Genomic DNA, 26,192 nt, shown 5'->3' with positions numbered 1-26,192 from the left:
GCCAGTCTCTCCCGCAGTCGAGGGCACCATGGGGAAAAATTGTGGTGGCGTCAACGCGGAGTGTGGGGATGTTCACGGGAGGAGGGCGGCTGAGCCTTGCAGTAACCCTCATGGTGAGGTGCGAAGCGGAGCGTAGTCTCGAACCAGGAGGGTGTGGCAAGGGAGGATTCGGGGCACGCCCAGAGCCCGACGCGCATAGCGCTCTGGGCGTTCTTCCTTGCAATCGCTCCACCGGAGCGATTGCGGCCAGTCAGAACCCTTCGAGGCTTCGCTTCGCTCCGCACCTCAGGATGAGGGCTACTGGGGCGTTTGGGTTGGCCGAGCTTTATCCTTGGTCCTCACCACCGGGCTTGTCCCGGTGGTCCCAAGCCATCCGCAGGATGGCGGCCCGGAGGCGAGATGGATTGCCGGGACAAGCCCGGCAATGACGATGGAGTGGAGGGAGAAAGGGGCGGGGCGACGCCATGCCGGCCGTTCACGGTACAAACAAAAAAGGCGGGCCCGAAGACCCGCCTTTCAATTCTGCAAAATTACAAAACTTAGTTCAGGCGACCGGCTACGTCGGCGATGGCCTTGTCGACGACTTGGCCACCCTTCTTGTTCATTTCGTCGGTGAGGACGAGACGGGCAGCTTCCACGGCGAGGTCGGCCGAGCGGGCGCGAACTTCGGCTACGGCCTGGGCTTCGGCCTGGGCGATCTTGTCTTCCACAGCCTTGGTGCGGCGGGTCACGAGATCAGCCAGCGATGCCTGGGCTTCGGAAGCAAGGCGGGTGGCTTCGTCCTGGGCGGCAGCGATGATGCCCTGGGCTTCGGCTTCGGCAGCGACGCGCTTCTGTTCGTATTCAACGAGCAGGGCGGCAGCTTCTTCGCGCAGCTTCTTGGCCTGGGCCAGTTCGTCGGCGATCTTCTGGATCTGGCCGTCGAGCATCTTGCCCACGATGCGGGGGATGCCGAAGTACAGCGCCATCGCGATGAAGATGACGAGGGCGACAAGGGCGTAGAACGAGTTGTCGAGTTCCATTGTCGCTTACTCCTTGCTGGCCTTGGCGACGGCAGCGCGGACGCTGTCGGCCGACACATCGCCGATGATCTGGCCGACGACGGTCTGGGCCGTTTCGGTGGCGATCTCGTCGACATGGGTCAGGGCATCGCGCTTGGTAGCGGCGATACGGGTCTCGGCTTCGGTAACCTTGGCGGTCAGATCGGCTTCGACGGCGCTGCGCTTGGAAGCGAGGTCGGACTGGATCTTTTCGCGGGTCTCGTTGGCAATACCCTGGGCCTTTGAGCGCGCGTCAGCCAGGGCCGTTTCGTAGGCGGCGATGGCAGCGTCGGTCTTCTGGCGGGAAGCATCGGCGGCAGCGAGGTCTGCGTCGACAATGCTCTTGCGATTTTCAAGAATGTTGCCGATGCGCGGCAGGGCAACCTTGCTCATCAGCACATAGAGCGCGCCAAAGGTGATGGCGAGCCAGAGCAGCTGGCTGGGGAAGGTCGCGGGGTCGAAGGGCGGGAAAACGCCTGAATCGTGCTCGCCACCATGGGCTTCGGTGGTGGCATGGGTGTCAGCGGTCGGATCGGCATGGGTATCGGTCGCGCCGTGCGCGGCGTCTTCCACATGCTCTTCGGCCGGTGCAGCCGCTTCCTGGGCGTAAACTTGCGTTACCATCAGGTGAGGTCCCGTAAAATCCGGTCAACCGGCCGTGGCCGGACAAGAACGCGCAGCCGGGAATAGCCCCGGCTGCGTATAATTCGGTCGCGCCAGAATTAGGCGACGAACAGCAGGATCAGGGCAACCAGGAACGAGAAGATGCCCAGAGCTTCGGTCACGGCGAAGCCGAAGATCAGGTTCGAGAACTGGCTCGGGGCAGCAGACGGGTTGCGCAGGGCGCCCGACAGGAAGTTGCCGAAGATGTTGGCCACGCCGATGGCGGCGCCAGCCATACCGAAACAAGCAATGCCGGCACCGATGAACTTTGCGGCTTCAGCTTCCATTTTATAGTCCTTTCAAGCGACTTTAGCGGGGGTTCTGGCGGAACAGCCCGCCGTGACTAGTGATTAGTGAGACGGATGGATCGCGTCGTTGAGATACATGCAGGTCAGGACGGCGAAGACATACGCCTGGACTGCACCGACGAGAAATTCGAGGCCAGTAAGAGCAATGGCCATGATCAGCGGCAGCGCCGAACCGAGAATGCCGAGGAAACCCAGCGAGCTCATGGTGACGATGAAGCCGGTGAAGACTTTGAGCGTGATGTGACCGGCCAGGATATTGCCGAACAGACGCACAGAGAGCGAAATCGGGCGGCTCATGAACGAGATGAACTCGATCGGCGCCACGATGGGAAGGATATAGCCCGGCACGCCCGAGGGAACGAAGAGTTTCAGGAACTTCGGACCGTTCTTGACGAAGCCGTAGATGACGACGGTCAGGAAGACCAGCATCGAGAGGGCGAAGGTGACGATGATGTGGCTGGTGACGGTGAAGAAGTACGGCACCATGCCGAACATGTTGGCCACGAAGATGAAGGTGAAGAGCGAGAACACCAGCGGGAAGAACTTCATGCCCGCAGTGCCCGCGGCACTTTTCACCATATTGGCCACGAACCCATAAAGCAGCTCGCTGACGAGCTGGGCGCGGCCCGGAATGACACTTTTCGCCGAAGTGGTCAGGATCAGGTACAGCGAAATAACCGCGACCGTCGCCACCATGAACAGCGAAGAGTTGGTAAAGGAGAAATTCAGGCCACTGCCTGCAGTGCCATCACCACCAAGGTGAATGGGGAACATGTCCTGGATGACGAACTGGTGGATCGGATCAGTACCGGCCAAGATAGAGCCCTCTAAACGTCATCATTTTTCTGTTTCGTCTTTCCCGGCCTGTGCGGGCGGGAGAGGCGAAGCGGCGTTCATTTGCGCCACCACACGGGTGACATTGAGTATTCCAGCGGCAAAGCCCACCAAGAACATGATGAGCAAGCCCCAGGGGCTGGTTCCCAGGCCAAGATCGATGAGGTAGCCGAAGCCGGTCCCCACCAGAATCGCGGCGATGAACTCGGTACCGATGCGCATGCCGCGCGCCATCCCGCTCATCTGCCCAGGATCGGTCCCCGCGGATCTATTGTCCTCAAGGTGCCGTTCCTGCTTGGCTGAAGCAATGCGCGATGCAAGATCACGCGTCGCCTCGTTGGCATTTTCAGACTGGCCCTGGATTTTGGGCGGTTTTTCCATCCGCTTACTCCCCCTTGGCCTGCCTTTTCCCAGATTGGTCCGGGTGCCTATTCAGGTCGGGCGCAACATAGTGGTGGCCCCAAATAGTGTCAAGGCGCGTAACGATCTGGTAAGTCTTTGATTTGCCGTGTGATTTTTACGAAATCCAAGGGTGCGGCATGCTGTCCACAGCTCAATTGTGGTGGAGTCGTGGCTGGGAAGGGGATTCCCTGGGCGCTTCTGGGGCAGGTCAGACGACTTCGCGGAAGCTTTCGGCGGTTTGCAGGTCGACGGAGACGAGCTGGGAAACGCCGCGCTCGGCCATGGTGACGCCGAAGAGGCGGTCGACGCGGCTCATGGTGATCGGGTTGTGGGTGATGACCATGAAGCGGGTATTGGTGCGCTGGCGCATGCTGTCGAGGAGATTGCAGAAGCGTTCGACATTGGCGTCGTCGAGCGGGGCATCGACTTCGTCGAGGACGCAAATGGGCGCGGGATTGGTGAGGAAGACGGCAAAGATCAGGCTCATGGCGGTGAGCGCCTGTTCGCCGCCTGAGAGCAGGGTCATGGTCTGCGGCTTTTTGCCTGGTGGGCGGGCGATGATTTCGAGGCCGGCTTCTAGCGGGTCGTCGCTTTCGACGAAGGTCAGTTCGGCCGTGCCGCCGCCGAACAGGGTGGTGAAGAGTTCCTGGAAATAGGCGTTCACCTTGCCAAAGGCCTCGGAAAGGCGGGCGCGACCTTCGCGGTTGAGCGCGGCAATGCCGCCGCGCAGTTTGGCAATGGCTTCGATCAGGTCGTCGCGGTCGGCGACCATGGTATCGAGCTTTTCCTGAACCTCTTCGGCTTCCTTCTCGGCCGAGAGATTGACCCCGCCGAGGCGTTCACGCTCGGCTTTGAGGCGTTCGAGCTTTTGCTCGGTTGCGGTTTCGGGGGGCAGGGCCTCTTCGGGGCGGATGCCCGAGGCTTCCAAAGTGCGGCTGGCGGGGATGCCGAGGCTTTCTTCGACCTGGCGCTCGATCTGCTGGCGCTGGGCCATGGAGCCTTTCAAGCGCTCTTCGATGCGGGTGAGGTCGATGCGGACTTCGGAGAGGGATTCGGCGGCGGCGCGCAGGGATCTTTCGTGATCGCGCCAGGCGGTCTGGGCGGCGTTGAAGCGGTCGCTGGCTTCCTGGTGGTCGAGCGAGGCGTCTTCGATCTGGTCTTCGAGCTGGGCGCGACGATCGGCAAAGCCTTCGGGGGCGGCGTCGAGTTCGTCGAGCTGGGCTTGTACGGCGGCAGTGCGCTGGTCGAGCGTTGCGAGTTGGGCCGCGGCGCCGTCGAACCGGCGTTGCCGGAAGCGCGGTCGCGGGCCAGTTGATCGAGCCGGGAAGCGCGCATGCGGGCGGTACTTTCGAAGCTGCCGAGTTTGAGGCGGGCCTGATCGGCACGTTCGCGGAGGGCCGCGAGGCGTTCGTGCTCTTCTTCGAGGCGATTTACGAGATCGTCTTCTTCGCCGGCTTCTTCGAGGATGATGGCGGCCTCTTCACGGACGGCTTCGGCTTCGCTGAGGTTTGCCTGGAGACGGATATGCGCTTCTTCGAGGGCGGAGCGGCGCGAGGCCAATTCGCCCTGGGCGCGGAGGGCACGATCGAGTTCGGTCTGGGCGAGGCTGATGGCGTGCCGGGCCTTGCGCCAGTCTTCGCGGCGGGCGCGTTCGGCCTGGCGGGCGAGGTCGAGGGCAGAAGTTTGCGTGTCGATGTCGCGACGGAAGGCATTGCGTTCAGCCTTGGCGCGCAGAACTTCTTCGTCGAGTTCGGCAAGGCGATTGCGCTGCGAGAGGCGGAGGGCCGCGGCCGTTGGGGCGTCGGCGGCTGCGACAAAACCATCCCAGCGCCACATGGCGCCTTCGACGGTGACGAGGCGCTGGCCGGGCCAGAGCGCGGGCATGAGGCCGGGGCCGACAATGTCACTGATAAGGCCGATCTGGTCGAGGCGGCGTTTGAGGAGCGGCGTGCCGGTGACATAGCGCGAGAGCGGCTCGGCGCCTTGTGGTAGCGGCGGATCGTCATAGCCTTCGATGGCGATGGACCAATGGAGCGGGGCGCCGGCGTCCGACGAGGCATCGAGATCGTCGCCTAGAGCGGCGCCGAGGGCGGTTTCGTAGCCGGGCTCGACTTTTAGCTCATCGACAATGGCGGGCCAGAGGCTGGAGCCGACATTGAGCATTTTGCCCAGAGTCGAGGCTTCGGCTTCGAGGCCGGTTACCAGAGCGTCGAGTTCGGCGAGGCGCGGGCGCATTTCGTCGAGCTTTTGCTGGGCTGCGGCGGCCTCTTCCTCGGCGGTGAGGGCGGCGCTTTCGGCGATCTCTGCTTCTTCGTGGGCGGCTTCGAGCGCGTCTTGGTGCCGCATCAGGGTTTCGTCGCCGGCAATGGTTTCGGCAATTTTGGCCATGTCGGTTTCGACGCCGGCGATTTCGCGGGTCAGGCGTTCGAGGCGGAGATCGGCATCGGCGACGGCGCGCTGGGCCTGGCCGCGGCGCACGCGCATCTGGGCGAGACGATCACTGAGAAGACGGGATTCGGTTTCAGCAGAGGCTGCGGCAGCGCGGGCTTCGTCGGCTTGCCGGCGGGCGGCTTCTAGGCCTTCTATGGCCTCTTCTTCTTCGGCCTCGATGCGTTCTTGTTCCTCGGCATAGGCGGCAAGGCTCGCTTCGCTTTCGCTGACCAGTTCGCGTTCGCGGCTGCCGTCCTGTGAAATCTGTCTTAGGCGCTCTTCGAGTTCGGTGCGGCGTTGCTGCAGGCGGCGTGATTCTTCGCTCAATTGCTCGAAGAGGATTTTGTAGCGCTGGAGAATGGCCGAGGTGACGGCCTCGCGCTCGCGGAGGGGCGCGAGGGCGGCTTCGGCTTCCTCGACATTCTTTTGCGCCATGCGCTCGGCATGGGTGGCATCGGCGAGTTTTCTAATGAGGACGGCTTGCGCGGCTTCGCCTTCCTTTTCGGCGGCGCGGGTGGCGACCCAGCGGATGTGGAAGAGGGTGGCTTCAGCGCGGCGGATGTCGCCGGAGAGGCCGCGATAGCGGATGGCGAGGCGGGCCTGGCGTTTTAGCGTTTCGAGCTGGCTGCCGATCTGGCCGATGATGTCGTCGACGCGCTCGAGATTGCTCTCGGCAGCACGGAGGCGCAGTTCGGCCTCGTGGCGGCGGGAATGGAGGCCGGAAATGCCGGCGGCTTCTTCGAGAAGGGCGCGGCGGGCCGTGGGTTTGGCGGCGATGAGTTCGCCGATCTGGCCCTGGCGGACCATGGCGGGGGAATGGGCGCCCGTGGACGCATCGGCAAAGAGCAACTGCACGTCGCGGGCGCGCACTTCCTTGCCGTTGACGCGATAGACGGAGCCGGCCTCGCGCTCGATGCGGCGGGTGACTTCCAGAATGTCGGCGGTGTTGAGGGCGGCAGGGGCGGTGCGGTCGGCATTGTCGAGGACCAGCGTCACCTCGGCCGAATTGCGGCCGGGCCGATTGCCGGAGCCGGAGAAGATGACGTCGTCCATGCCGGAGGCGCGCATGGCCTTGTATGAGTTTTCACCCATGACCCAGCGCATGGCTTCGACAAGGTTGGACTTGCCGCAGCCGTTGGGGCCGACAATGCCGGTCAGGCCCGGTTCCATGACGAGGGTGGTCTCGTCGGAGAAGCTTTTGAAGCCGTGGAGTTTGAGGCGGGAGAACTTCATGCGTCCAGCCGCCTGAAAAGGAGACGGGGTGTTGAGCCAGTCAACACCCCTTCCCAACCTCCCCCATCAAGGGAGAGGTGCCAATCGAGTAGGCTGAGCTTATTGCGCAGGAGCGGCCGGAGCCATTGCGTCAGCGCCCGGAGCCGGAGCCATTGCGTCAGCAGCGGGCGCCATGGCGTCGGCGGCCGGTGCCATTGCATCGGTTGCCGGGGCAGGAGTCGCAGCTGCACCGGCAGCAGGAGCGACGAAATCGGCGGGCACAAGGGGATCGATCTCGGCAGCGAGCTGCTCGAGCGTCTTGTCACCGGAAAGCGTCTTGCCATTGACATAGAAGGTCGGCGTGCCCTGGAGCCCGAATTCGTTCAGCGCCTGTTCGCGCATGGCTTCCATGCCAGTGAACAGGTCCTGATTCGTCAAGGCAGCATCGAAGCTTTCCTTGGTAAAACCGAGCTGGGTCGCGATGGTGTAGATCGCATCGCGCGGGGTTTCGGAAACGCCCCATTCGCCCTGGGTCTTGAAATAGGTCGAGATGACGTTGTGGTAGTTGGTCTCGCCAGCGGCTTCGGCCAGCATGAAGATGGCGGCGTCGAGCACGTTGCGCACGAAGGGGCGCAGGATGAATTTTACCTTGCCGGTATCGACATATTCGGCCTTGAACGGCTCATAGACCGTGTTGTGGAAGGTGGCGCAATGCGGGCAGGTCGGCGACGCATATTCGATGACCGTGACCGGGGCGTCGGCATTGCCCTGGATCTTGTCGGGGATATTGCCGGCGGGGGCGAGAAGCTTGGCCTGGTCGACAACGTCGCCTTCGGCGGCCTGGGCCGCGCTGAGGCCGCAAAGGCTGAGCGCCGACGCAGAGGCGGCAAGGATGAGGGTCTCGCGACGGTTGAACTTCACGTGTCAGGCTCCTGATTATTGTTCTGCGCGACACTACACATGGGCTTGGTGTCGGCAAGTGGGCATGATTATCACTTGGGGGTGAACGGTCTATCTGCCCTTTGGCTCCGATCTGCCGGAGAGCGCCAGGCCCAATGCCCGCAACGCTTCCCGCAGATCCGTATCCTCGATCTTTTCGACCGTGGCGCCGACCTTTGCGATTTCGCTCTGGCTCGGTTGCCTGTTCTTTTGCGCCTTGGCGCCTGAACCGGGGGTGAATAGCTCGGCGGAGAGGCAGACCTCGTTGACGAGCAGGTAGCCAAAATAGCGGTTTACCGCCATGGCGATATCGGGCGCGGCGTGTTGCACGAAGAGGGCCTGGCCGGGGCCACAGCGGAGATAAAGCACCGCGCCTTCGTGGCTTTAGGCGGCGCTGCGCGGCCAGACCAGTTTGTCGGGAATGGTAGTCTGGTCATAGGGCGTCGGGGCGATGACGCGCCAATGGGTGATGATGTCCTTGGTCGCAAAGCCGCGCTTTTTCAGCACCGGATCGAGCGCGCCCGAAAGCACGTCAGCAACGCTGAGTGTCTTGTTCCTGCGCTTGGGTTCGGGCGGTTCTTTTTCGGCCATGGGGTGGGAGTAGCGCTGGGGAGAATAACACGCAAGCGGCGCGTGCGGCCCCGCGCGTATCATCAGACCGTCACCCTCCCATCCCGCGGTCGTCACCCTCGGGCTTGACCCGAGGGCTCTACACTTGCGCCGCCATCGCCAAGTGAAGTGTCCTCGGGTCAGGCCCGAAGATGGCATGCCGAGGTTGGGGGTATTCTTCTTGAAGCCCATACCCCAAAAACTATATCCATCCGCCATGCCCCTCATTGCGCCCCACCCAATCGACGCCGAAGCCGTGCTCGCCTGGTATGATCGTCATGCCCGCGATCTGCCCTGGCGCGTTTCGCCTTCGGATCGCGCGAAGGGCGTGCATGCCGATCCCTATCGGGTCTGGCTCAGCGAGGTGATGCTGCAGCAGACGACGGTGGCGGCGGTGCAGAAGTATTTTCTGCGCTTTACTCATCTCTGGCCGACCGTTTTTGATCTTGCAGCGGCGCCGCTCGACGCGGTGCTGCGTGAATGGGCGGGGCTTGGCTATTATGCGCGGGCGCGAAATCTGCACGCTTGCGCCAAGGCGGTGGTTGACGAGCATGGCGGCGTCTTTCCAAAAACCTCGGAAGGCTTGCAGACCTTGCCGGGGATCGGCGCCTATACCAGTGCGGCTATTGCGGCGATCTGCTTTGATGAGCGGATTGCGGTGCTCGACGGCAATCTCGATCGCGTCCTCGCACGCTACTATGCGCTTGATGTGCCGGTGCGCGAGGCGAAGGACGAATTGCGGGATGCATTGCAGCAAAATGTGCCGCAGCGGTCAGGCGATTTTGCGCAGGCCATGATGGATCTTGGCGCGACGATCTGCGCGCCAAGGGCTGCCTCTTGCCTGATCTGTCCGTTGCAGCCCGATTGCCGCGCGACGCGGGAGGGCGAGCCGACGCTTTATCCCATCAAGCCGGTGAAAGCCGAGCGCCCGGTGCGGCGCGGCCATGCCTTTGTCATGACCGACGCCGGTGGCGATGTTTACCTGCAATCGCGGCCGAGCAAGGGGCTGCTGGGCGGCATGACAGAAGTACCGACCTCGGATTGGGTTTCAGACCTGTCGGAGGTTGCCTATCCAGTCGCCGGCCAGTGGCGCCATCGCGGGCAGGTGGTGCATGTCTTCACCCATTTCCGACTGGAGCTGGAAGTGTGGTCCTCGCTGGTGCCACCGGATGGTTTTGAGCAAGGCTGGTGGAGCCCTCCATCGGCGCTGAAGGGCGAGGCGCTGCCGACGCTGTTCAGAAAAGTGCTGGCGCAGGCGGGGTTAGAATAAGCGAGTCGATTTCGATTGCCGAAACGCGTTGCGACTTATCGGTGGCCCACGCGGAGGTGAGATGGATTGCCGGGACAAGCCCGGCAATGACGATGGAGAAGGCGATGACCGCCCACCCAGTTGTATCTGTCCTAGTGGCGCAACTGACTACGGCCAGAATACACTTGGATCATGCCCAGAATGGGCCATCAGTGATTGTTTAGGCCATTCGCGCGCAGTATAGACATGTAGGTTCTATTGGTGTCCCTTTTGTCCCAGGTGGCGCGGATATGCCCCTCTAGAGAAGGGATGTCGGTCTTGATTGTGCTTGGCCACATATTCTCGTTGTATTCAAAAACCCTCAGCATGTTGTCCACATCAAATATTCTGCCCGTATCCGATGTTTTTATGATCGCCACAGGCTTCTCCTGAGACATCCTTAGGCCGAGTTCGAAAAGAACATTCGGGTTATGATCGGTTAAGTCTGCAACCACCAGATCCGCATCCATCAGCTCATTTATTATGGTGGACTGAATCACCTCGCTGCCATCGGTATTTGCGGTGGATACATCAAATCCAGCTGCTTCAGCTGCCGGTTTTATCAGGCTGTCGAAGACCTCGGCAAAAAATCCGGCACTCCTGTTAGGAATACGCTCCGTGAACGGCATAATAACAAAACATCGTTTGCCTTCGCGATTTTCTGATGCGGCGAAGGAGCTTATGACTGGTGATGTAGCCGCTGTTGGGGTGCGTTGTTGTTGAACCGGTGTAGATTCCAGCCCGGTCCATTGATTGCCAATCTCACAATACCGGCAGTTCTCTATGAAGATGTCCCTGAATTCTTGGTGCCACTCAGCGGGGAGGCCGAACTCCAAATTTAGGGTGTTAGACAGGTATTCGAATTCTGGTAGGTTGTTGCCTTTGTAGTACTGCAGAACCTTTGCGAATAGTTCGACGTTCAAAAATGCACGACGCCGTGCCCCAATTAGCGCGTCGGGACTTGGGGCGTACACAATTTCGCGCCCAAGCTTCTCTAGAGAAAATGCGGGTGATTGGCGCGATCCGCTGGTAAGTCCATACAGTTGCGACGCCCGCGCATATGTATCTAGCGCGCTCGATTTCGCCCCCATATTCAGGGCCTTGGCTACTTGGGTAGGCTGCCAAGGATTACCGGCATTCTTTTCCTTAATCGCCAACGCTATGGAAAGAGACTTCTCCAAGGTAGCCGATGGGAAGGGACGAGGAGACTTTGGCCGTTTGATCTTCTCTGCCGAAGAATTAGTTCTGGCGTCATTTTGATCATTTGCCTTATCGTCTTCGCTCAATTGCACGACCTTTTTGCATGTACTCGTTATGTTCTTATACTATGTTTCCTGTCCGCACAAACAAAAAGGCCGCCGGGGCAAACCGGCGGCCAGTTATAGAGCCTGAATAATGATTGGAGGTCAGGATCAGGCAGAAAGCAAATCAAGTTTTTGACGAACGCTGGCCCTGAGGACATCAATGGGCTCGGCGACGCCAAGATAGTCGTGGTGCCAGAAGGTCCACCCGTTGCATGCCTCGGCGCCCTGAACCAAAGCGCCGACCTTGTGGATCGACCCCTGGTGCGGACCCGAGACGAGTGAGCCGTCTGCACGAACCATGGCGGAGTAACGTTTCGTTAAGTCGAAAAGTTGCGCGCCCGGTTCGATCAGCCCCTGTTCGACCAGCGATCCGAAGGGAATGCGAGTTTCCTTGCGCTTTGGCGTGACCGACTGCAGCGCGTCGAAGACCGCGGGACGGATCGAGGCGATGCGATTGCGGGCCGCGGCAACATAGGTTTCTTCGCGCTCGATGCCGATGAAGTGGCGGCCGAGCTTTCGGGCGACGGCGCCGGTGGTGCCGGTGCCGAAGAAGGGGTCGAGGACGATATCGCCTGGCTTGGTCGTCGCATTGAGAATGCGGAACAACAGGGCTTCCGGCTTCTGGGTCGGATGGACCTTGTCGTCGTCTTCATTCTTGAGGCGTTCGGCGCCGGTGCAGATGGGGAAGAGCCAATCGCTCCGCATCTGCGTGTCGTCGTTCGCGAGCTTCATGGCTTCATAGTTGAAGGTCACGCGGCTCTTCTGGCTTTTCGAAGCCCAGATCAGGGTCTCATGCGCATTGGTGAACCGGGTGCCACGGAAATTCGGCATCGGGTTGGCCTTGCGCCAGATGACGTCGTTGAGCATCCAGAAATCGAGATCCTGGAGCGCCGTGCCGACGCGGAAAATATTGTGATAGGAGCCGATGACCCAGATGGCGCCATCGGGCTTCAGGACGCGGCGGGCAGCTTTCAGCCAGCCGCGGGTGAACGCGTCATAGTGGGCAAACGAGTCAAACTTGTCCCAATCGTCGTCGACCGCATCGACCTTTGACTGGTCGGGGCGGGTAAGGCCTTGCTCCAGCTGCAGGTTATAGGGCGGATCGGCAAAGATGAGATCGACGGAGCCGGCCGGCAAGGCATTCATGTGGTCGATGCAATCGCCCACGAGAATGGTGTCGATCGGAAGGCGGGAAGCCTCCTCCGCATCGGCCGACTGGGCCGTACGCGCGGTACGCAACATGCAACTATCCCTAACGCAGTACTAACCATGCCTTTGTACTTCGTCAGGGTTAATGGAGCGTTTGTAAGGGGTTAGCGAGGGGTTAACCCTCGATTGTGACAGTTGCCTTTTGGAGCAGCAGCGCAGCGACCGGAGCAAAGGCCGAGCGGTGGTGGCGGCTGGGGCCATGGAGGTTCAGAGCCTTCAGGTGCGCGGCGGTGCCATAGCCCTTGTGGCCGGCAAAGCCGAAATCGGGCGCGTCGCAATCCATGATGGCGCACATGCGGTCGCGCATGACTTTGGCGACGATGGAGGCGGCGGCGATGGAGACGCTGCGGCCATCGCCACCGATCAGCGCAATGCCGGGGCAAGGGAGACCGGGGGGGACGTCGCGGCCATCGACGAGGACGCAATCGGCGGTGCAGGGAAGGGCGCGGACGGCTCGGGCCATGGCGGCAAGGGTAGCACCACGGATGTTGAGATTGAGAATGTCCGAGGGCGGGGCGCTGACGATGGCGACATCGGCGACGGCCAAAATTTCTTCGAAGAGTTCGGAGCGGCGCTCGGGCGTCAGTTTTTTGGAATCGTTGAGGCCTGTTGGGATGCGATTGGGGTCGAGTCGAACGGCGGAGACGACGACGGGGCCGGCGAGCGGGCCGCGGCCGGCTTCGTCGACGCCGACGACACAGCGCGCGCCGCGGTCATAGGCCATTTGCTCGTGGCTGAAATCGGGGAAGTCGGCTTCCGGCGCGAAGAGTTCGGCGGTGGATTCGATCGTGACGGTGGTCTTGCGGGCCATCAGTGGACCCGGCCGAAGCCGGCCTCCATGGCGGCGCGATCGGCGGCAAAGAAATGGTGGCCGATGCGATTGGTTTCGCCGACGAAATCGGTGAGGGCCTTGCTGCTCGCCATGGCGGCAGAGATGTCGCCGAGGATGACGAGGCGCATGGAATAGTTCTGCAGTTTTTGGATGAAGTGCCCGGCTTGTCTGTTGCTGAGGATGAAAAAGTCGGGATCGAGGCGTGCAACGGGAATGGCAACGGCGTCGACTTCGAGCCCATAGGTGGCGCCGATGACGTCGAGCGCGTCCTGCTCGGAACCGAGTCGTGGCCCGGTATCGTCGAGCAGCATCACATTGAGGCCGTTTATCTTCTCGATGGCCACGCCTGTCGTCCTCTGGTCATTTTTCTGGGGTCACTGATATAAGAGTCTGGCCGGGGGGCAAAGACGAGAGTGTTTTGATGCGCGCTTGTGCACGCCTTGCCGCCCTGCTGCTGCTCACCGTGCCCGCAGTAGCCGAACCTTTTCATCATTCTTATGGCGAGTGGCGCGAGTATTTTCGCGATTGGCTGGCGGCTTGCCCGGACGCCATCGTGGAAGATTCGGCCGATTATTATGGCTATTCGTGCTTTGCCAGCACCGGTAGCCAGATGCAGAACAGCGCCAGTCTGCCGGCCTATAAGCTTACGCTGATCCGCAATCGGCTTGATGGCGAGCTTGATCTTGCCATCACCGTGGCGGTGGATGAGGGCTCTTATGACGAGAGCCGGCCGATGCGGCTGCTGTTTGCCGGGGACGGGCCGGTGATGCTGGCCATGGGTGAGGAACTGGAGACGCGGTTCAACGTCACCAATCAGTATTTTGTAGCCGATGCCGATCTTGAGGCGCAACTGATCGAGCGGATGAAGGAGCGGGCTTCGCTCAAACTCATCGTGCCGATGACGGGCGCGGAACAGCCGGCCGATATCTGGCTGTCGCTGCAGGGCGTGATGGCCTCGCTCGATTTCATGTCTACTTACGCGCGGAAAGTGGAACAGTACTAGGGGCGCATGCCGACCCAGGCGTGGGCGGCTTCGATCTTTTCGGCCGTGCCTTCGGCATTTTCATGTTCCTCGGCAAGTTCCCAGAGGCGGTGGATATCGGTGAGGAGGGTGATGCGGTCGCGGTCGAGCGTGCGACCGGTGTGGCGCTCGTAGCTGTCGATGATCCGAGCCGTGAGATCGGGCGAGGTCAGGTTGGAATAGATGAATTCCTGATGCAGCGGCCCAAAGCCGGAATCGCCGAAATCGAAGATGCCGCCGAACCGGTTTTGGGCGACGTCATGGGCCATGTTCCAGCCATGGCCGTCAAAGAGCCCATAGGTGATGCCGTGGGGATCGGGTCCAAGTCCGACCAGCTTTTCCAACGCCTCTTCGGCCCAGGGCGCGAGGGCGGGGGGCAGATGGGGCTCGATACGCCTACGGATCGTGTCGGCATCGAGCCATTCCTGCACCGGGCCGGCGCCGGCATGGGCGAGGAGGTCCGGGTGGATGGCGTGGAGATGGGCATAAAACTGACCGAGGCGTTCGCCGATTTCGGCGCGCATGCTCTCGGGCACCTTGGCATAGGCGGCGGGGTCGAGCGCGCTGCCGGGCAGTTTGGTGTGGATCGTGTGGGTGACGGGGATGTCGTGGAGATCCATGCGCGGCACGGGCATCAGGACACGTGGGCCGATGACGGAGAGCAGCAGCACTTCGCGGCGGAGGGACTGTTCGGCCACCTCGTGGCGCGGGAATTTTATGATGTAGCGATCGTCGATATCGAGGGCGACGCTATCCCAGCCATCGGCCAGAATCGTGAAGCGGGCGCCGGCAAATTGGGGGTGGCCGGCGACGGCCAGTTCGCGCAGGCGCTCGAGAGACATGTGGGCGGGAATTTCTGGCACAATTTGCCTCGTTGACGATGCAGAAATTTCGTGGCGGTCTCACCCTCGATTTATCGACGGAATGACCATGACTCTCAAGCCCGGCGCCGGACTCCTTTTTGACATCGATGGAACGCTGGTCGAGAGCGATCCGCTGCATCTCGAAGCTTTTAATCGGGCCTTTGCGCCTTATGGGCACCATTTCGACCGCGAACGCTTTGGGCGGGAGTTGCAGGGCCTCGCCAATGAGGCGATCGGCGCGCAGTTCCTGCCGCATGAGACGCCGGAGCGGCAGTGGGAAATCATGATGGAAAAGGAAGCCCTGTTCCGCTCGCTGGCGGCGGAGGGCGTCGAGCCGGTGCATGGGCTTTTTGCGCTGCTTGATTGGGCCGATGCGATCGGGTTGCCGGCGGTGGCGGTGACCAATGCGCCGCGGGACAATGCCGAGCAGCTTCTTAATAGCATCGGGGCGCGTCACCGGTTCAAGGGGCTGGTGATTGGGGATGAACTGGAGTTTGGGAAGCCGCATCCGCTGCCTTATCTGGAGGGGCTGAAGATACTCGGGGCCGATGCCAAGAACTGCGTGGCTTTCGAGGATTCGCGGACCGGGTTGAAGTCGGCGACTTCGGCGGGGATTGCGACGGTTGGGATGGCGACGGGGCTGGAACTGGCGCAGTTGCTGGAAGCGGGCGCGACACTGGCGGCGCGGGATTACACCGATCGGCAGATGTTGCGTTTTATTGCCGAGCGCGTTGGGGCGAGCGAGGCGCTGAGCGCGTAGTTGGCTTCATTGCCGGGCTTGGTCCGGAAGTCTCTCGCGGAGGCATGGACCACCGGGACAAGCCCGGTGGTGACGCAGGATGGGAGGTTGTACTTCTAGGCAAGCACCCTCACCCGTCTCGCGCTATGCGCGATCCACCCTCTCCCCGAGGGGGAGAGGAATAGAAGGGGTCACCGATACATCTATGGGAACCGTCCTGTTCTTCTCCCCCTCGGGGAGAAGGTGGCGCGTAGCGCCGGATGAGGGAGAGCTTCAGAACAAACTCATCTGCTTGCTCTCCAGCGTAGGCGGGACGAAGAGGTCGGTGCGGAGACCCGGCAGCTTCGTGTCGAGCCCGTAGCGTTCGCGCGCTTTGTCGAAACGCTGGCGGAGCAGGGTGGCGTAGGGGCCTTCGCCGGTCATTCTGGTGCCGAAGCGCGAGTCATAGTCCCGCCCCCGCGGGTGTCGCGGACGAGGGCGAGGACGTGGCGGACGCGGTCGGGGAAGTGGCGCAGAAGCCACTCGCGGAAAACGTCGCGCACTTCGCCGGGGAGGCGGAGGAGGATCATCGACGCGGCCAGCGCGCCCTGGGCCTTGCCGGCGTCGAGGATGCGCTCGAGCTCCATGTCGTTGATGGCCGGGATCATCGGCGAAGCAAATATGGCGGTCGGGACGCCGGCTTCGCTGAGGGCGCGGATGGCTTCGAGGCGCCTTGCGGGCGAGGAGGCGCGGGGCTCCATCTTGCGGCTGAGCTTGTGATCCATGGAGGTCACGGAAATCGCGACCTTGGCGAGGCCGAGCTTGGCCAATTCCGAGAGCAGATCTAGATCGCGCAGGATCAGCGCCGACTTGGTGGTGATCATCACCGGATGGCGCGTTTCGAGCATGACCTCCAGAATGCCGCGGGTGAGCTGGTGCTTACGCTCGGAGGGCTGGTAGGGGTCGGTATTGGTGCCCATGGCAATGGGCTTTGGGCGATAGGATTTTGCGCCGAGTTCGTTGCGCAGGGCTTCCACCGCATTGGTCTTGACGTAGATCTCGCGCTCGAAATCGACGCCGGCCGAATGGCCGAGATAGGCATGGGTGGGGCGGGCGTAGCAATAGGAGCAGCCATGCTCGCAGCCGCGATAGGCATTGATCGAGCGCTCGAAGCCGATATCAGGGCTGTCATTGGTGGTGATGATCGTCTTGGCCCGTTCGGCATGCTCGACCGTCTCGGTCATGGGCAGGGCTTCGACGACACCCCAGCCATCATCGAAATTTTCGCGCGAATGCGTTTCGAAGCGGCCGGTATGGTTCGACTGGGCGCCGCGACCGCGGATGCGGTCGGAATTGAGCAGCTCGCGCCGCGCCAGATCGGCGTCACGGCTCTGGCTGAGACGTTCCAGCGCTTCGAAGCTTGGGGCCTGATAAAGGGCCATGGCATATCTCCTGCTGCTTCCGCCCCGGTTGGAATCGACCTCGTCGGCGCGTTCCAAATCTAGCAATCGAATGAGAACACAACAAGAACGATGTTTAGTTTTTGTTCTCAATTTTTCGCGTCGCAATGCAGCCCTGCGCGAATTTGGACTGGACGGAACAACCCCGCGGGAGTAGTGAAGGCGCCCCCGAAAATGGGGCGCATTAGTTAAGTCTAAAATTTAGCATTGACCGCCAATCCCTCCGGGGATTAGTTAAGCGCAGTCTAAACTGATGGCTGCTGACAGGCCTTGTCGCAGGAAAATTGGAAAGCGCTGTCGAACTCCGGCGATGCCATGCGTCGCAAGGGTGTCACGCGCTTTAGTGAGGGTATGGACATGACGACAGACACAGCAACATTCGACGCGCTTGAACAAAGCGCTCCCCATCATCCTGACAATGCGGCGCGCAACCGGTTGGTCATCGGGCTTCTGCTCGTGTCCACCTTTGTGGTGTTCCTCAACGAAACCATCATGAGCGTGGCCATCCCGCACCTGATGACCGATCTCGGCGTGACCGCGAGCCTGGCGCAATGGCTGACCACCGCCTTTCTTCTGACCATGGCCGTGGTGATTCCGATCACCGGCTTCCTGTTGCAGCGCCTCAATACGCGGCCGATCTACATGATCGCCATGTCGGTCTTTACGGCCGGCACGCTGATCTGCGCCGTTTCGCCGGGTATTGAGCTGCTGATCGTTGGTCGCGTCGTGCAGGCCGTTGGCACGGCCATCATGATGCCGCTGCTGATGACCACGGTGATGTCGCTGGTGCCGCCGGAAGGGCGGGGCAAGGTCATGGGCAATATTTCCATCGTCATGTCCGTGGCTCCGGCCATCGGCCCGACGATCGGCGGGTTTATCCTTGCCCATTTCGATTGGCGCTTCATGTTCTATTTCACCCTGCCCATCGCCATCCTGGCGCTGGTCATCGGTGCAAGCCGCATCCGCAATGTCTCGACGCCGCGTTATGCGCCGCTCGATGTGCTGTCGGTCATTCTTTCGGCCTTTGCCTTCGGCGGTCTCGTCTATGGTCTGTCGAGCTTGGGTGAAGGCGCCGAGCATGGTTCGGCCATTCCGGCCTGGGCGCCGATTGCCCTGGGTCTGGTTTCCATGGCGGCTTTCGTCTGGCGCCAGTTTGGTCTCCAGAACGAGGACAAGGCGCTGCTCGACCTGCGTACGCTGCAGCACAAGAACTATACCTTTGCGCTGATCACCATGGCCGTGGCCATGGTGGCGCTGCTGGGTAGCTCGATCCTGCTGCCGATCTATACGCAGAAGGTGCTGGGTCTTGATACCTTGCAGACCGGCATGCTGCTGCTGCCGGGTGGCCTGCTCATGGGCGTGCTTGGTCCGGTGGTTGGTCGTCTCTATGACCGCTTTGGTCCCAAGCCGCTGCTGGTGCCGGGTGTCATTGCGGTTTCGGCCGTGATGTGGGCGCTGACGCTGGTTAGTCAGCATACTCCGGTCTGGGCCGTGGTTGCCGGTCACATCGTGCTCAGCGTTGGCCTCGCCTTCACCTTCACCCCGCTCTTTACCTCGTCGATGAGCTCGGTGCCGCCAAAGTTCTACTCGCATGCCAGCGCCATTCTGGGCTCCGTGCAGCAGGTGGCCGGTGCGGCCGGTATCGCGCTCTTTGTGGCGGTGATGAGCTTGCAGACGGCGGCGGGTGCTGCGGCTGGGCTCGATGCGGTCGATGCATTGGCGGCCGGTATTCGCGGCGGGTTCCTCTGCGGCGCCATCGTGTCGCTGCTGATGATCGTGGCCGCGTTCTTCGTGAAGCGGCCGGAAGGCGGGCATGGTGGCCCGGCAATGGGTCACTGATGACATGAGAAAAGGCCGGGCGATTGCCCAGCCTTTTTGTTTCCATGCTCGATGTCATCCCCGCGAAGGCGGGGACCTCCGTTTCGAAACAGAGGTTCCCGCTTTCGCGGGAATGACACCGTGGGAGAGGAAAGATTCAGGCGAATAGACCGCCCAAAAATTTCGCTGCTTCGGCCACGCCTTCGGCGGAGACTGAATGGCCGAGGCCCGGCTGGATGAAGCGGCTGGTGGCTACGCCGAGCGGCGAGAGCTTTGCCTCGGCATTGGCGACTTCGGAAACCGGCATCATGTGATCTTCGGTGCCGTGAACCAGCAGCAGTTTTGAGCCTTTTATCGGTTCCAGCGGCTCGGGCGAGGCAAGACGGCCGGAGAAGGCGACGACGCCGGCGACCGGCCAGCGGCCGGATGCTATGGCGTCGAGGGCCATGATCGAACCCTGCGAGAAGCCGACCAACGCGACGCGGTCGAGGCGCCCGGCAAAGCCTTCGCGGCCGATGATATCGGAGAGGATGGCATCGAAGGACGGGCGCGCGGCGGCGACGCGGGCGGGGCGGTTTTCGGTGGTGACGCCGGTAACGCAGAACCACTGGTGGCCGGCGTTGAAGCGGCCGGGGCCGTCGGGGCTGACGAATTTTGTGTTCGGCAGGGCCGGGGCGAGGGCCGGAGCGAGGCCACCGATATCGGCGCCAGAGCTGCCGACGCCGTGGAGGAGAATGACGAGACTGTCGCTCATAATGTCACCTCATAAAGGCCCGGGATGTTGGGGCCACGGGGCACGATGCCATTGGGGTTGAGCGACTTGATGGAATAGTAGCCGCGCTTGATGTGGTCGATGTTTACGGTCTCGCGGATGCCCGGAATGTCGAGCACGCGGAACATATAGGCCTGCAGATTCGCGTAGTCGGCGATACGCCTATAATTGGTCTTGAAGAGACCGTGATAAGCGGCGTCGAACCGAACCAGGGTCACGAAGGCGCGGATATCGGTTTCGGTCAGCGTGTCGCCGAAGAGGAAGCTTTTGCCTTCGAGGCGGGCTTCGAGCGTGTCGAGCGCTGCGAAGACATCGGCATAGGCTTCGTCATAGGCGAGCTGGGTGGTGGCGAAACCGGCGCGATAGACGCCGTTGTTGAGGCGCGGATAGATGTAGTCGTTGAGCGCGTCGATCTCGGCGCGCAGGGCTTCCGGGTAGAGGTCGTATTCGTCCGAGGCGAGGTCGCCAAAGCCGGAATTGAGCATGCGCAGGATATCGGCGCTCTCATTGTTGACGATGGTGTTTTGCTTTTTGTCCCAGAGCACAGGCACGGTGGCGCGGCCGCTGACGGTTGGGTCGGCTGCGGCATAGATCTCGTGCATATAGGTGGCGCCGTTGATCGGGTCGGGCGTTGCAAAGCGCCAGCCTTCGTCGGTCAGTTCGGGTTCGACGACGGACATGGAGATGACGTCATTGAGGCCTTTTAGGCTGCGGCCGATAATGGTGCGCGAGGCCCAGGGGCAGATCAGCGCGACATAGAGATGGTAGCGGCCGGCTTCGGCCTTGAAGCCGGCGCTACCGGTCGGGCCGGCGCTGCCATCGGGCGTGATCCAGTTGCGGAAGGACGAGGTCTGGCGCACGAAGCCGCCCTTGGCATCAACGCCCTGCACCGGCTGCCAATTGGCGGTCCACTTTCCGTTGACGAGCATGTTCAGGCCTCCTTGGTGCTGAGCGTGAGGGCTAGGCCCCACGGGTCGGTGAGCGTGTTGCCGCTTGTAGCGGCGCGGGCGGTGATGGCGTCGTGCTGTGCATTGGTGTCGAGGATGAGTTCGAAGCCGACGAGGCCGGTGGTCTTGGGATCAATCGGACCAGCGCCGCGGCTCGACCAGGTATTGGTCGCGAGCTGATGGTGATAGCCGCCGGCGCCGTAGAAGGTGGCGCCGGGATAGTGGCAGGTGATGTCGGTGCCGAGGACGCCGGAATAGAAGGGCTCGGCGGTGGGGAGATCACCCACCTGAAGGTGCATGTGGCCGACGATCATGTCGGCAGGCGCGCCGGACCAGGTGGTGGCCTCGTCGAAATGCAGGAGATCGGCGATATCGAGCGGATCCGACGCCATCTGGATGAGGCCATTGTCGTTCGGCCAATCGGCGCGCGGGCGATCGCCATAGACCTCGATGCCATTGCCTTCGGGGTCGTTGAGATAGAAGGCCTCGCTGACGAGGTGGTCCGAGGCGCCGCCGACGCCGATGCGTTCCTTGGCGACATAGCGCAGCCAGGCGGCGAGGTCGGTGCGGCTGGGCATCAGGAAAGCGGTGTGGAAGAGACCGGGCGAGCGCGGATTGCGCTGAGCGAAGTCGGTGTTGCCGCGCAGTTCGAGCAGCGGCGTCTTGCCCACGCCGAGGCGCAAGGTGGAGCCGTCCCGGTCGATCACTTCGAGACCGAGCAGGTGGCGATAATAGTCGGAAACCGTGTCTACCTGGCGCACATTGAGCGTCACCAGGCCGATCTGCATGGGGGCCGTTGCGGACATGGGCTAAGATTCCTTGGCGCGGACTGTCCGCGCTCTCTGCCCATTCAAATGCGCTTTACGATCGGCTCCGTAAAGCGAACGATGCCGAACGTGTTGTTCGGGAAAATGAGAAAGTCAGCGCTCTTCGAGGCGCGGCATCAGTTCCACCAGATTGCACGGCTTGTGCCGGTAATCGAGTTGCTGGGTCAAAATGCCTTCCCAGGCATCGCGGCAGGCGCCACGTGAACCGGGGAGGGAGAAGACGAAAGTGGTGCCGATGAGGCCAGCAGTGGCGCGCGACTGCATCGAACTCGTGCCGACTGTGGTGCCTGAATATTGGTGGAAGAGGACGGAAAAGCCTTCCATGCGCTTGTCGAAGAGCGGTTCGACAGCTTCGGGCGTGACGTCGCGACCGGAAAAGCCGGTGCCGCCGGTGGTCAGAACAACGTCGACCTTGGGATTGGCGACATAGGCCTGAACGGCGGCGCGGATGAGCTGGATGTCGTCACGAACGACCTGGCGCTCGAAGCAGGTGTGGCCATCGGCTTCGAGCAAAGACTTCAGGAGTGCGCCGCCGGTATCGGTTTCGAGCGTCCGCGTATCGGAAACGGCGATGACTGCGATGGAGAGGGGCTTGAACGCCCGGTCCTCAAACCGTTCCGTCTTGAACATCGCGCTTGGGCTCCACGGTTTCGATCAGCTCTTCGGGGGCCGCCGACTCGTGCCGCACGATCACCTCGTCCTCGGCATCACTATCAGCCCGCGGATCGAGCACAATAGATTCCGGCGTCACCTGACGATCCATGGGCTGGAACGGCGCGCGGTCAGCGGCATCAACGCTCTTGCGGACGCGCATGCGGAGGAAGGCGAAGCCGGCGACGGCGGCATGGAAAATGGCGGTGATGATGAAGAGCGCCATGGGCGCGATGGAACTCATCAGCACCGAGGCAATGGCTGGGCCGATGGCGAGGCCGACGCCGAGAATGAGCAGCATGCCGCCGGCGATCTTGGCGAAGTCGCCATCTTTGGCAAAGTCGTTCGCATGGGCCACGGCGATTGGGTAGAGCGGGTTGGCGGCAAGGCCATAAAGGCCGAAGAGCACATACATCAGCCAGCCGGCGCTGGGATTGATGACGACAATGAGAAGGCCGACGACGGCAGAGCCCGCGCCAAGGCCGATCATGACCTGGCGGCGGTCGATACGGTCGGAAAGGCGGCCGAAGGGGATTTGCGCGACCGCGCCGGCAATGGCGGCGATGGAGAACAGGAGCGCAATGCCTGATGCGTCGAGGCCTTGTTCATAGCCATAGACCGGAGCCAGCGTGCCGAAGGAGCCATTGGCCATGCCGCAGCAGAAGGCGGCGACAGCGGCGACAGGCGAGGTCTTGATCAGAAGCGGCAGGTCGAGTTTGGCGGAGGCCAGCGGGCGCGGCTGCGGGCTCGATGTGAGGGCGGTGGGCAGCAGCGCGCAGATGAAGCTGATGGCGCCGATGACGAAGGGTAGGTAGCCGGCGGTGCCGGTGATCGACATGGCAATCTGGCCGACCGTCGAGGCGGCGAGATTGATGGTCACATAGATCGAAAAGATGGTGCCGCGGCTCTTGTTGTCGGCGACTTCGTTGAGCCAGCTTTCAACGATCATGGCGGCGCCGGCAAAGCAGAACCCGGAGAGGGCACGCAGCACGATCCAGCCGATGTCGTTGATCCACAACAGGTTGAGCAGGATCGTGATGGTGCCGATGGCGGCCATGACCGAATAGGCGCGGATATGGCCGACTTTTCGCACGATCATGGGGACCATGATGGAGCCGGCGACGAAGCCGACTGACCAGCCGGTGCCGATAAGGCCGAGCGCGAGGAGGGAAAACTCTTCCTCCGCGCCACGCACCGAGAGCAGGAGGCCTTGCAGGCCACCTCCGAACATCAACAGGGCCGAGCCGAGGAACAGGGCATAGATTTTGATGACGGAAGCCATGGCGCTCTGAGAATAAAGGCTGCGAAACGTTGCAAATCACCGAATGGTGACCATAGCGCGACATAGAATGAGCGATAGGGCGGAAATGGGGAGGCGGGGGAAAAAGTTGGGTGGCTATCGGAGTTCGTCACCCTCGGGCTTGACCCGAGGGCCCTGCACTTGCCGCGTTGTCATTAAGTGAAGTGTCCTCGGGTCAAGCCCGAGGATGACGGCCAGTGGCAGGCGATGACCTTCAGCTCAGCCCCAGGCTGTCCATCTTCATTTTCAAGCTCAGCAAATCCGCCCAGGCCTGCTGCTTGGCGGCCGGGTTGCGCAGGAGATAGGCCGGATGGAGCGTCGGCAGCGCGTCGACCTGATGGTTGCCAATCGCAACATCCTGCCAGCGGCCGCGCATCTTGATGATGCCGGCTGATGTCTTGAATACGGTCTGCATGGCCGGGCCGCCGAGCGTCAGGACCAGCTTTGGCGCCACCAGCTCAACCTGACGGTTGAGGAAGGGCAGGCACAGTTCCATCTCTTCGGGCGTCGGTGTGCGATTGCCGGGCGGGCGCCAGGGGACGGTGTTGACGATGAAAACCTTGGTGCGGTCGAGGCCGATGGCGCCGAGCATGCGGTCGAGCAATTGGCCGGAGCGGCCGACAAAGGGTTTTCCCTGCCGATCCTCTTCGGCGCCCGGGGCTTCGCCGATCAGCATGATCTTGGCTTCGGGATTGCCGTCGGCAAAGACGAGCTGTGTGGCCCGGAATTTCAGGCTGCAACCATCGTAAACTTCGAGAATCTTTTGCAACTCGTCGAGCGTACCGGCCGATGCAGCGAGTTTTCGCGCTTCGGATGGGTCGCCGGTTATGGCTGCGGTGGCCGGCGGCGGGGGCTGGGCGGGGGCAGCGGCGGCCTGGCGCAAGGCCTGGGCCGGGGAGGGCGTGGGGGCTGGCTGGGCGAAGCGGTCGACCGGGTCCTCGCCGACGGCCAGATCCACGCCGGCGGCACGATACCAGTCCAGCACGGCAAGCAGTTCGGCCTTGTTGAGTTCTCGACCTTGAGACATGGGGCCCGTTATGTCACACCGCATTCGAGGCGACCAGTCGCCTGCCGACGTTGAGGGTTGGACTATGGCCGAAGCTGGCAATCGAGAGACAATTTCAACCGACATTCTTATTGTCGGTGCCGGTCCTTCGGGCCTTGCGGCGGCCATTCGGCTGAAACAGCGCCATCCCGAACTGAGCGTGACAGTGGTGGAAAAGTCGGCCGAGATCGGCGGACACATCCTGTCGGGCGCCGTGATGGACCCGATCGGGCTCGATGCCCTGTTGCCGGACTGGCGCCTCAAGGGCGCGCCGGTTGGGCCCGATGTCACCCATGACACATTTCACTATCTGACGGCCAAGGGCGACTTCGTTTTGCCCGACATCCTGGTGCCGCCGCAGCTCAAGACGCCAGGTGCGGTGATCGTCAGCCTCGGACGACTGGTGCAGTGGCTGGGCGAGCAAGCCACGGAACTGGGTGTTGATATTTTCCCGATGACGGCGGCGGTGGATATGCTGCGCTCGGGGGACGGTCCGGTGCGCGGGGTCATTACCGGCGACCTTGGCCGCGATGCCGAGGGCAATCCGAAATCGGGCTTTGCCGAGGGCATCGCGCTCGAAGCCAAATATACGCTGATTGCCGAGGGTGCGCGGGGATCGCTGGCCAAGCAGATCATCGGCAATTTCGATCTGGGCCGTGAACCGCAGAAATATGGGCTTGGGATCAAGGAAGTCTGGGAGATTCCGGCCGAGAAGCACCATGCGGGGCAGGTGGATCACTATCTCGGTTTCCCGCTCGACAATTCGACGGCGGGCGGTGGCTTTGTCTATCACGCCGAGGACAGGAAGCTTTATGTCGGGCTTGTCACCTATCTCGACTATGCCGATCCGACCCTCTCGCCCTTCGATGAGTTCCAGCGCTTCAAGTCGCATCCCTCAGTGGCCAAAATGCTCGAAGGCGGTACGCGCGTGAGCTATGGCGCTCGCGCGGTGACGGCGGGGGGCTGGCAGTCGGTGCCTAGCCTCGCATTCCCCGGCGGCGGGCTTATTGGCTGTTCGGCCGGCTTTATGAATGCGCCGCGGCTGAAGGCTATCCATAATGCCATTCTCTCCGGCATTGGCGCGGCCGATGCGGTGGGAACTGCGGTTGTCGCCGGGCGGCAGCACGACCTCGTGGAAGACTTTGCCCAGAGCGTGCTGCGCACGGGCATCGAGAAGGAATTGAAGGGTGTTGCCAATGCCAAGCCGCTCTGGTCGCGGCTGGGCACGATTGTCGGCTCGCTGGCCATTGGCGCCGACCTCTGGTTTTCGGCCATTTTCGGACGGTCGCTGCTCAACCTGCGCTCGCATGGCGCGCCGGATTTCGCAAAGTTGAAGAAGCGGGCCGCGGTCCAGGGGCGCAACTATGCGCGCCCGGATGGCAAGCTGACCTTTGATCGCGCTTCCTCGGTTTTCCTCGCCAATCTGGCGCATGATGAGGACCAGCCGGTTCATCTCAGGCTGAAAGATCCGACGATCCCGGTGCGCGAAAACCTGCCGCTTTATGGCGAGCCGGCGCCGCTTTACTGCCCCGCCGGTGTCTATGAAATGGCCAGCGAGAACGGCGAGCCGGTGTTCCGCATCCACGCGGCCAACTGCGTCCATTGCAAGACCTGCGATATCAAGGACCCGGCCCAGAACATCACCTGGGTGCCGCCAGAGGGCGGTAGCGGGCCCAACTACAGCGGAATGTGACCGCGCA

At 62.1% G+C, this 26,192-nt stretch carries 26 protein-coding genes and 1 pseudogene; 5 read left to right on the top strand and 22 right to left on the bottom strand.

What is annotated here, in order from left to right; translation table 11 throughout:
* Positions 1–539 precede the first annotated feature (539 nt).
* The 9 genes and pseudogenes from NVV77_RS01015 to NVV77_RS00975 form a co-directional block, all read right to left on the bottom strand.
* Positions 540–1,022, bottom strand: coding sequence for an ATP F0F1 synthase subunit B (locus NVV77_RS01015; RefSeq protein ID WP_295409845.1), 483 nt, complete (start codon positions 1,020–1,022; stop codon positions 540–542).
* Positions 1,023–1,028: 6 nt separating this feature from the next.
* Entirely contained in the window at positions 1,029–1,664 is a 636-nt protein-coding gene (locus tag NVV77_RS01010) for a F0F1 ATP synthase subunit B (protein WP_295409843.1), read from the bottom strand.
* A 98-nt stretch (positions 1,665–1,762) separates the two neighbouring features.
* Positions 1,763–1,990 carry a F0F1 ATP synthase subunit C gene (locus tag NVV77_RS01005; protein ID WP_035087599.1) on the bottom strand — a complete coding sequence of 76 codons (228 nt, stop codon included), beginning with the start codon at positions 1,988–1,990 and terminating at the stop codon, positions 1,763–1,765.
* Between the two features lie 63 nt (positions 1,991–2,053).
* Positions 2,054–2,827, bottom strand: coding sequence for a F0F1 ATP synthase subunit A (locus NVV77_RS01000; RefSeq protein ID WP_295409838.1), 774 nt, complete (start codon positions 2,825–2,827; stop codon positions 2,054–2,056).
* 21 nt (positions 2,828–2,848) lie between these two features.
* A complete protein-coding gene (locus tag NVV77_RS00995) occupies positions 2,849–3,226 on the bottom strand; it encodes an AtpZ/AtpI family protein (protein WP_295409835.1) in 378 nt (125 codons plus the stop codon).
* Positions 3,227–3,455: 229 nt separating this feature from the next.
* Positions 3,456–6,910: pseudogene (locus NVV77_RS00990) on the bottom strand (chromosome segregation SMC family protein).
* 99 nt (positions 6,911–7,009) lie between these two features.
* Complete coding sequence (locus NVV77_RS00985) at positions 7,010–7,810, bottom strand: DsbA family protein (RefSeq protein ID WP_295409833.1); 801 nt, start codon at positions 7,808–7,810, stop codon at positions 7,010–7,012.
* Positions 7,811–7,900: 90 nt separating this feature from the next.
* Entirely contained in the window at positions 7,901–8,197 is a 297-nt protein-coding gene (locus NVV77_RS00980; protein ID WP_295409830.1) for a hypothetical protein, read from the bottom strand.
* Positions 8,198–8,212: 15 nt separating this feature from the next.
* Positions 8,213–8,419 carry a hypothetical protein gene (locus tag NVV77_RS00975; RefSeq protein ID WP_295409827.1) on the bottom strand — a complete coding sequence of 69 codons (207 nt, stop codon included), beginning with the start codon at positions 8,417–8,419 and terminating at the stop codon, positions 8,213–8,215.
* Between the two features lie 235 nt (positions 8,420–8,654).
* On the opposite strand from NVV77_RS00975, the gene mutY reads away from it, so the two are divergent.
* A complete protein-coding gene (mutY, locus tag NVV77_RS00970) occupies positions 8,655–9,707 on the top strand; it encodes an A/G-specific adenine glycosylase (protein ID WP_295409824.1) in 1,053 nt (350 codons plus the stop codon).
* Between the two features lie 188 nt (positions 9,708–9,895).
* On the opposite strand, the gene NVV77_RS00965 is transcribed toward mutY, so the two are convergent.
* From NVV77_RS00965 to NVV77_RS00950, 4 genes are all read right to left on the bottom strand, one after another.
* Positions 9,896–11,011, bottom strand: a complete 1,116-nt coding sequence (locus NVV77_RS00965; protein ID WP_295409822.1) for a hypothetical protein — start codon at positions 11,009–11,011, stop codon at positions 9,896–9,898.
* Between the two features lie 126 nt (positions 11,012–11,137).
* Entirely contained in the window at positions 11,138–12,271 is a 1,134-nt protein-coding gene (locus NVV77_RS00960; RefSeq protein WP_295409820.1) for a site-specific DNA-methyltransferase, read from the bottom strand.
* Positions 12,272–12,353: 82 nt separating this feature from the next.
* The gene (locus tag NVV77_RS00955; RefSeq protein ID WP_295409818.1) at positions 12,354–13,049 is read right to left on the bottom strand and encodes a ribonuclease HII; all 696 of its coding nucleotides are present in this window, start codon (positions 13,047–13,049) and stop codon (positions 12,354–12,356) included.
* Entirely contained in the window at positions 13,049–13,414 is a 366-nt protein-coding gene (locus NVV77_RS00950; protein WP_295409816.1) for a DUF4180 domain-containing protein, read from the bottom strand. The genes NVV77_RS00955 and NVV77_RS00950 overlap by 1 nt, the downstream gene beginning before the upstream one ends.
* A 77-nt stretch (positions 13,415–13,491) precedes the next feature.
* Here NVV77_RS00950 and NVV77_RS00945 point away from each other — a divergent pair, with 77 nt between their 5' ends.
* A complete protein-coding gene (locus tag NVV77_RS00945) occupies positions 13,492–14,073 on the top strand; it encodes a hypothetical protein (RefSeq protein WP_295409814.1) in 582 nt (193 codons plus the stop codon).
* Here the strand turns inward: NVV77_RS00945 and NVV77_RS00940 are convergent.
* The gene (locus NVV77_RS00940) at positions 14,070–14,933 is read right to left on the bottom strand and encodes an aminoglycoside phosphotransferase family protein (RefSeq protein ID WP_295409813.1); all 864 of its coding nucleotides are present in this window, start codon (positions 14,931–14,933) and stop codon (positions 14,070–14,072) included. The two genes, NVV77_RS00945 and NVV77_RS00940, sit on opposite strands and share 4 nt — an antisense overlap.
* A gap of 88 nt (positions 14,934–15,021) precedes the next feature.
* Between NVV77_RS00940 and NVV77_RS00935 the strand changes: the two genes are divergently transcribed.
* On the top strand, positions 15,022–15,714 hold the full coding sequence (locus NVV77_RS00935; protein ID WP_295409811.1) for an HAD-IA family hydrolase: 693 nt from the start codon (positions 15,022–15,024) through the stop codon (positions 15,712–15,714).
* A 252-nt stretch (positions 15,715–15,966) separates the two neighbouring features.
* On the opposite strand, the gene NVV77_RS00930 is transcribed toward NVV77_RS00935, so the two are convergent.
* Both NVV77_RS00930 and NVV77_RS00925 read right to left on the bottom strand, forming a co-directional pair.
* Positions 15,967–16,116 carry a hypothetical protein gene (locus NVV77_RS00930; RefSeq protein WP_295409809.1) on the bottom strand — a complete coding sequence of 50 codons (150 nt, stop codon included), beginning with the start codon at positions 16,114–16,116 and terminating at the stop codon, positions 15,967–15,969.
* The gene (locus NVV77_RS00925) at positions 16,113–17,114 is read right to left on the bottom strand and encodes a PA0069 family radical SAM protein (RefSeq protein ID WP_295409807.1); all 1,002 of its coding nucleotides are present in this window, start codon (positions 17,112–17,114) and stop codon (positions 16,113–16,115) included. The genes NVV77_RS00930 and NVV77_RS00925 overlap by 4 nt, the downstream gene beginning before the upstream one ends.
* 375 nt (positions 17,115–17,489) lie before the next feature.
* Here NVV77_RS00925 and NVV77_RS00920 point away from each other — a divergent pair, with 375 nt between their 5' ends.
* Entirely contained in the window at positions 17,490–18,971 is a 1,482-nt protein-coding gene (locus NVV77_RS00920; RefSeq protein ID WP_295409805.1) for an MDR family MFS transporter, read from the top strand.
* A 136-nt stretch (positions 18,972–19,107) separates the two neighbouring features.
* Here the strand turns inward: NVV77_RS00920 and NVV77_RS00915 are convergent, their stop codons facing one another.
* The 6 genes from NVV77_RS00915 to NVV77_RS00890 form a co-directional block, all read right to left on the bottom strand.
* Positions 19,108–19,704 carry a dienelactone hydrolase family protein gene (locus tag NVV77_RS00915; protein WP_295409803.1) on the bottom strand — a complete coding sequence of 199 codons (597 nt, stop codon included), beginning with the start codon at positions 19,702–19,704 and terminating at the stop codon, positions 19,108–19,110.
* On the bottom strand, positions 19,701–20,651 hold the full coding sequence (locus NVV77_RS00910) for a glutathione S-transferase family protein (protein ID WP_295409801.1): 951 nt from the start codon (positions 20,649–20,651) through the stop codon (positions 19,701–19,703). The genes NVV77_RS00915 and NVV77_RS00910 overlap by 4 nt, the downstream gene beginning before the upstream one ends.
* Before the next feature lie 2 nt (positions 20,652–20,653).
* Positions 20,654–21,475 (bottom strand): VOC family protein, encoded by an 822-nt coding sequence (locus NVV77_RS00905; RefSeq protein WP_295409799.1) that lies wholly within the window; start codon positions 21,473–21,475, stop codon positions 20,654–20,656.
* 114 nt (positions 21,476–21,589) lie between these two features.
* Entirely contained in the window at positions 21,590–22,126 is a 537-nt protein-coding gene (moaB, locus tag NVV77_RS00900; RefSeq protein WP_295409797.1) for a molybdenum cofactor biosynthesis protein B, read from the bottom strand.
* On the bottom strand, positions 22,104–23,429 hold the full coding sequence (locus NVV77_RS00895) for an MFS transporter (RefSeq protein WP_295409795.1): 1,326 nt from the start codon (positions 23,427–23,429) through the stop codon (positions 22,104–22,106). The genes moaB and NVV77_RS00895 overlap by 23 nt, the downstream gene beginning before the upstream one ends.
* A 232-nt stretch (positions 23,430–23,661) precedes the next feature.
* Positions 23,662–24,474 carry a uracil-DNA glycosylase gene (locus NVV77_RS00890; protein ID WP_295409793.1) on the bottom strand — a complete coding sequence of 271 codons (813 nt, stop codon included), beginning with the start codon at positions 24,472–24,474 and terminating at the stop codon, positions 23,662–23,664.
* 10 nt (positions 24,475–24,484) lie between these two features.
* Between NVV77_RS00890 and NVV77_RS00885 the strand changes: the two genes are divergently transcribed.
* The gene (locus NVV77_RS00885) at positions 24,485–26,185 is read left to right on the top strand and encodes an electron transfer flavoprotein-ubiquinone oxidoreductase (protein WP_367178572.1); all 1,701 of its coding nucleotides are present in this window, start codon (positions 24,485–24,487) and stop codon (positions 26,183–26,185) included.
* Positions 26,186–26,192: the final 7 nt, after the last annotated feature.

The organism is Devosia sp. (assembly GCF_024707125.1).
Classification (GTDB): domain Bacteria; phylum Pseudomonadota; class Alphaproteobacteria; order Rhizobiales; family Devosiaceae; genus Devosia.
This window is presented reverse-complemented; position numbering and strand designations above follow the sequence as displayed.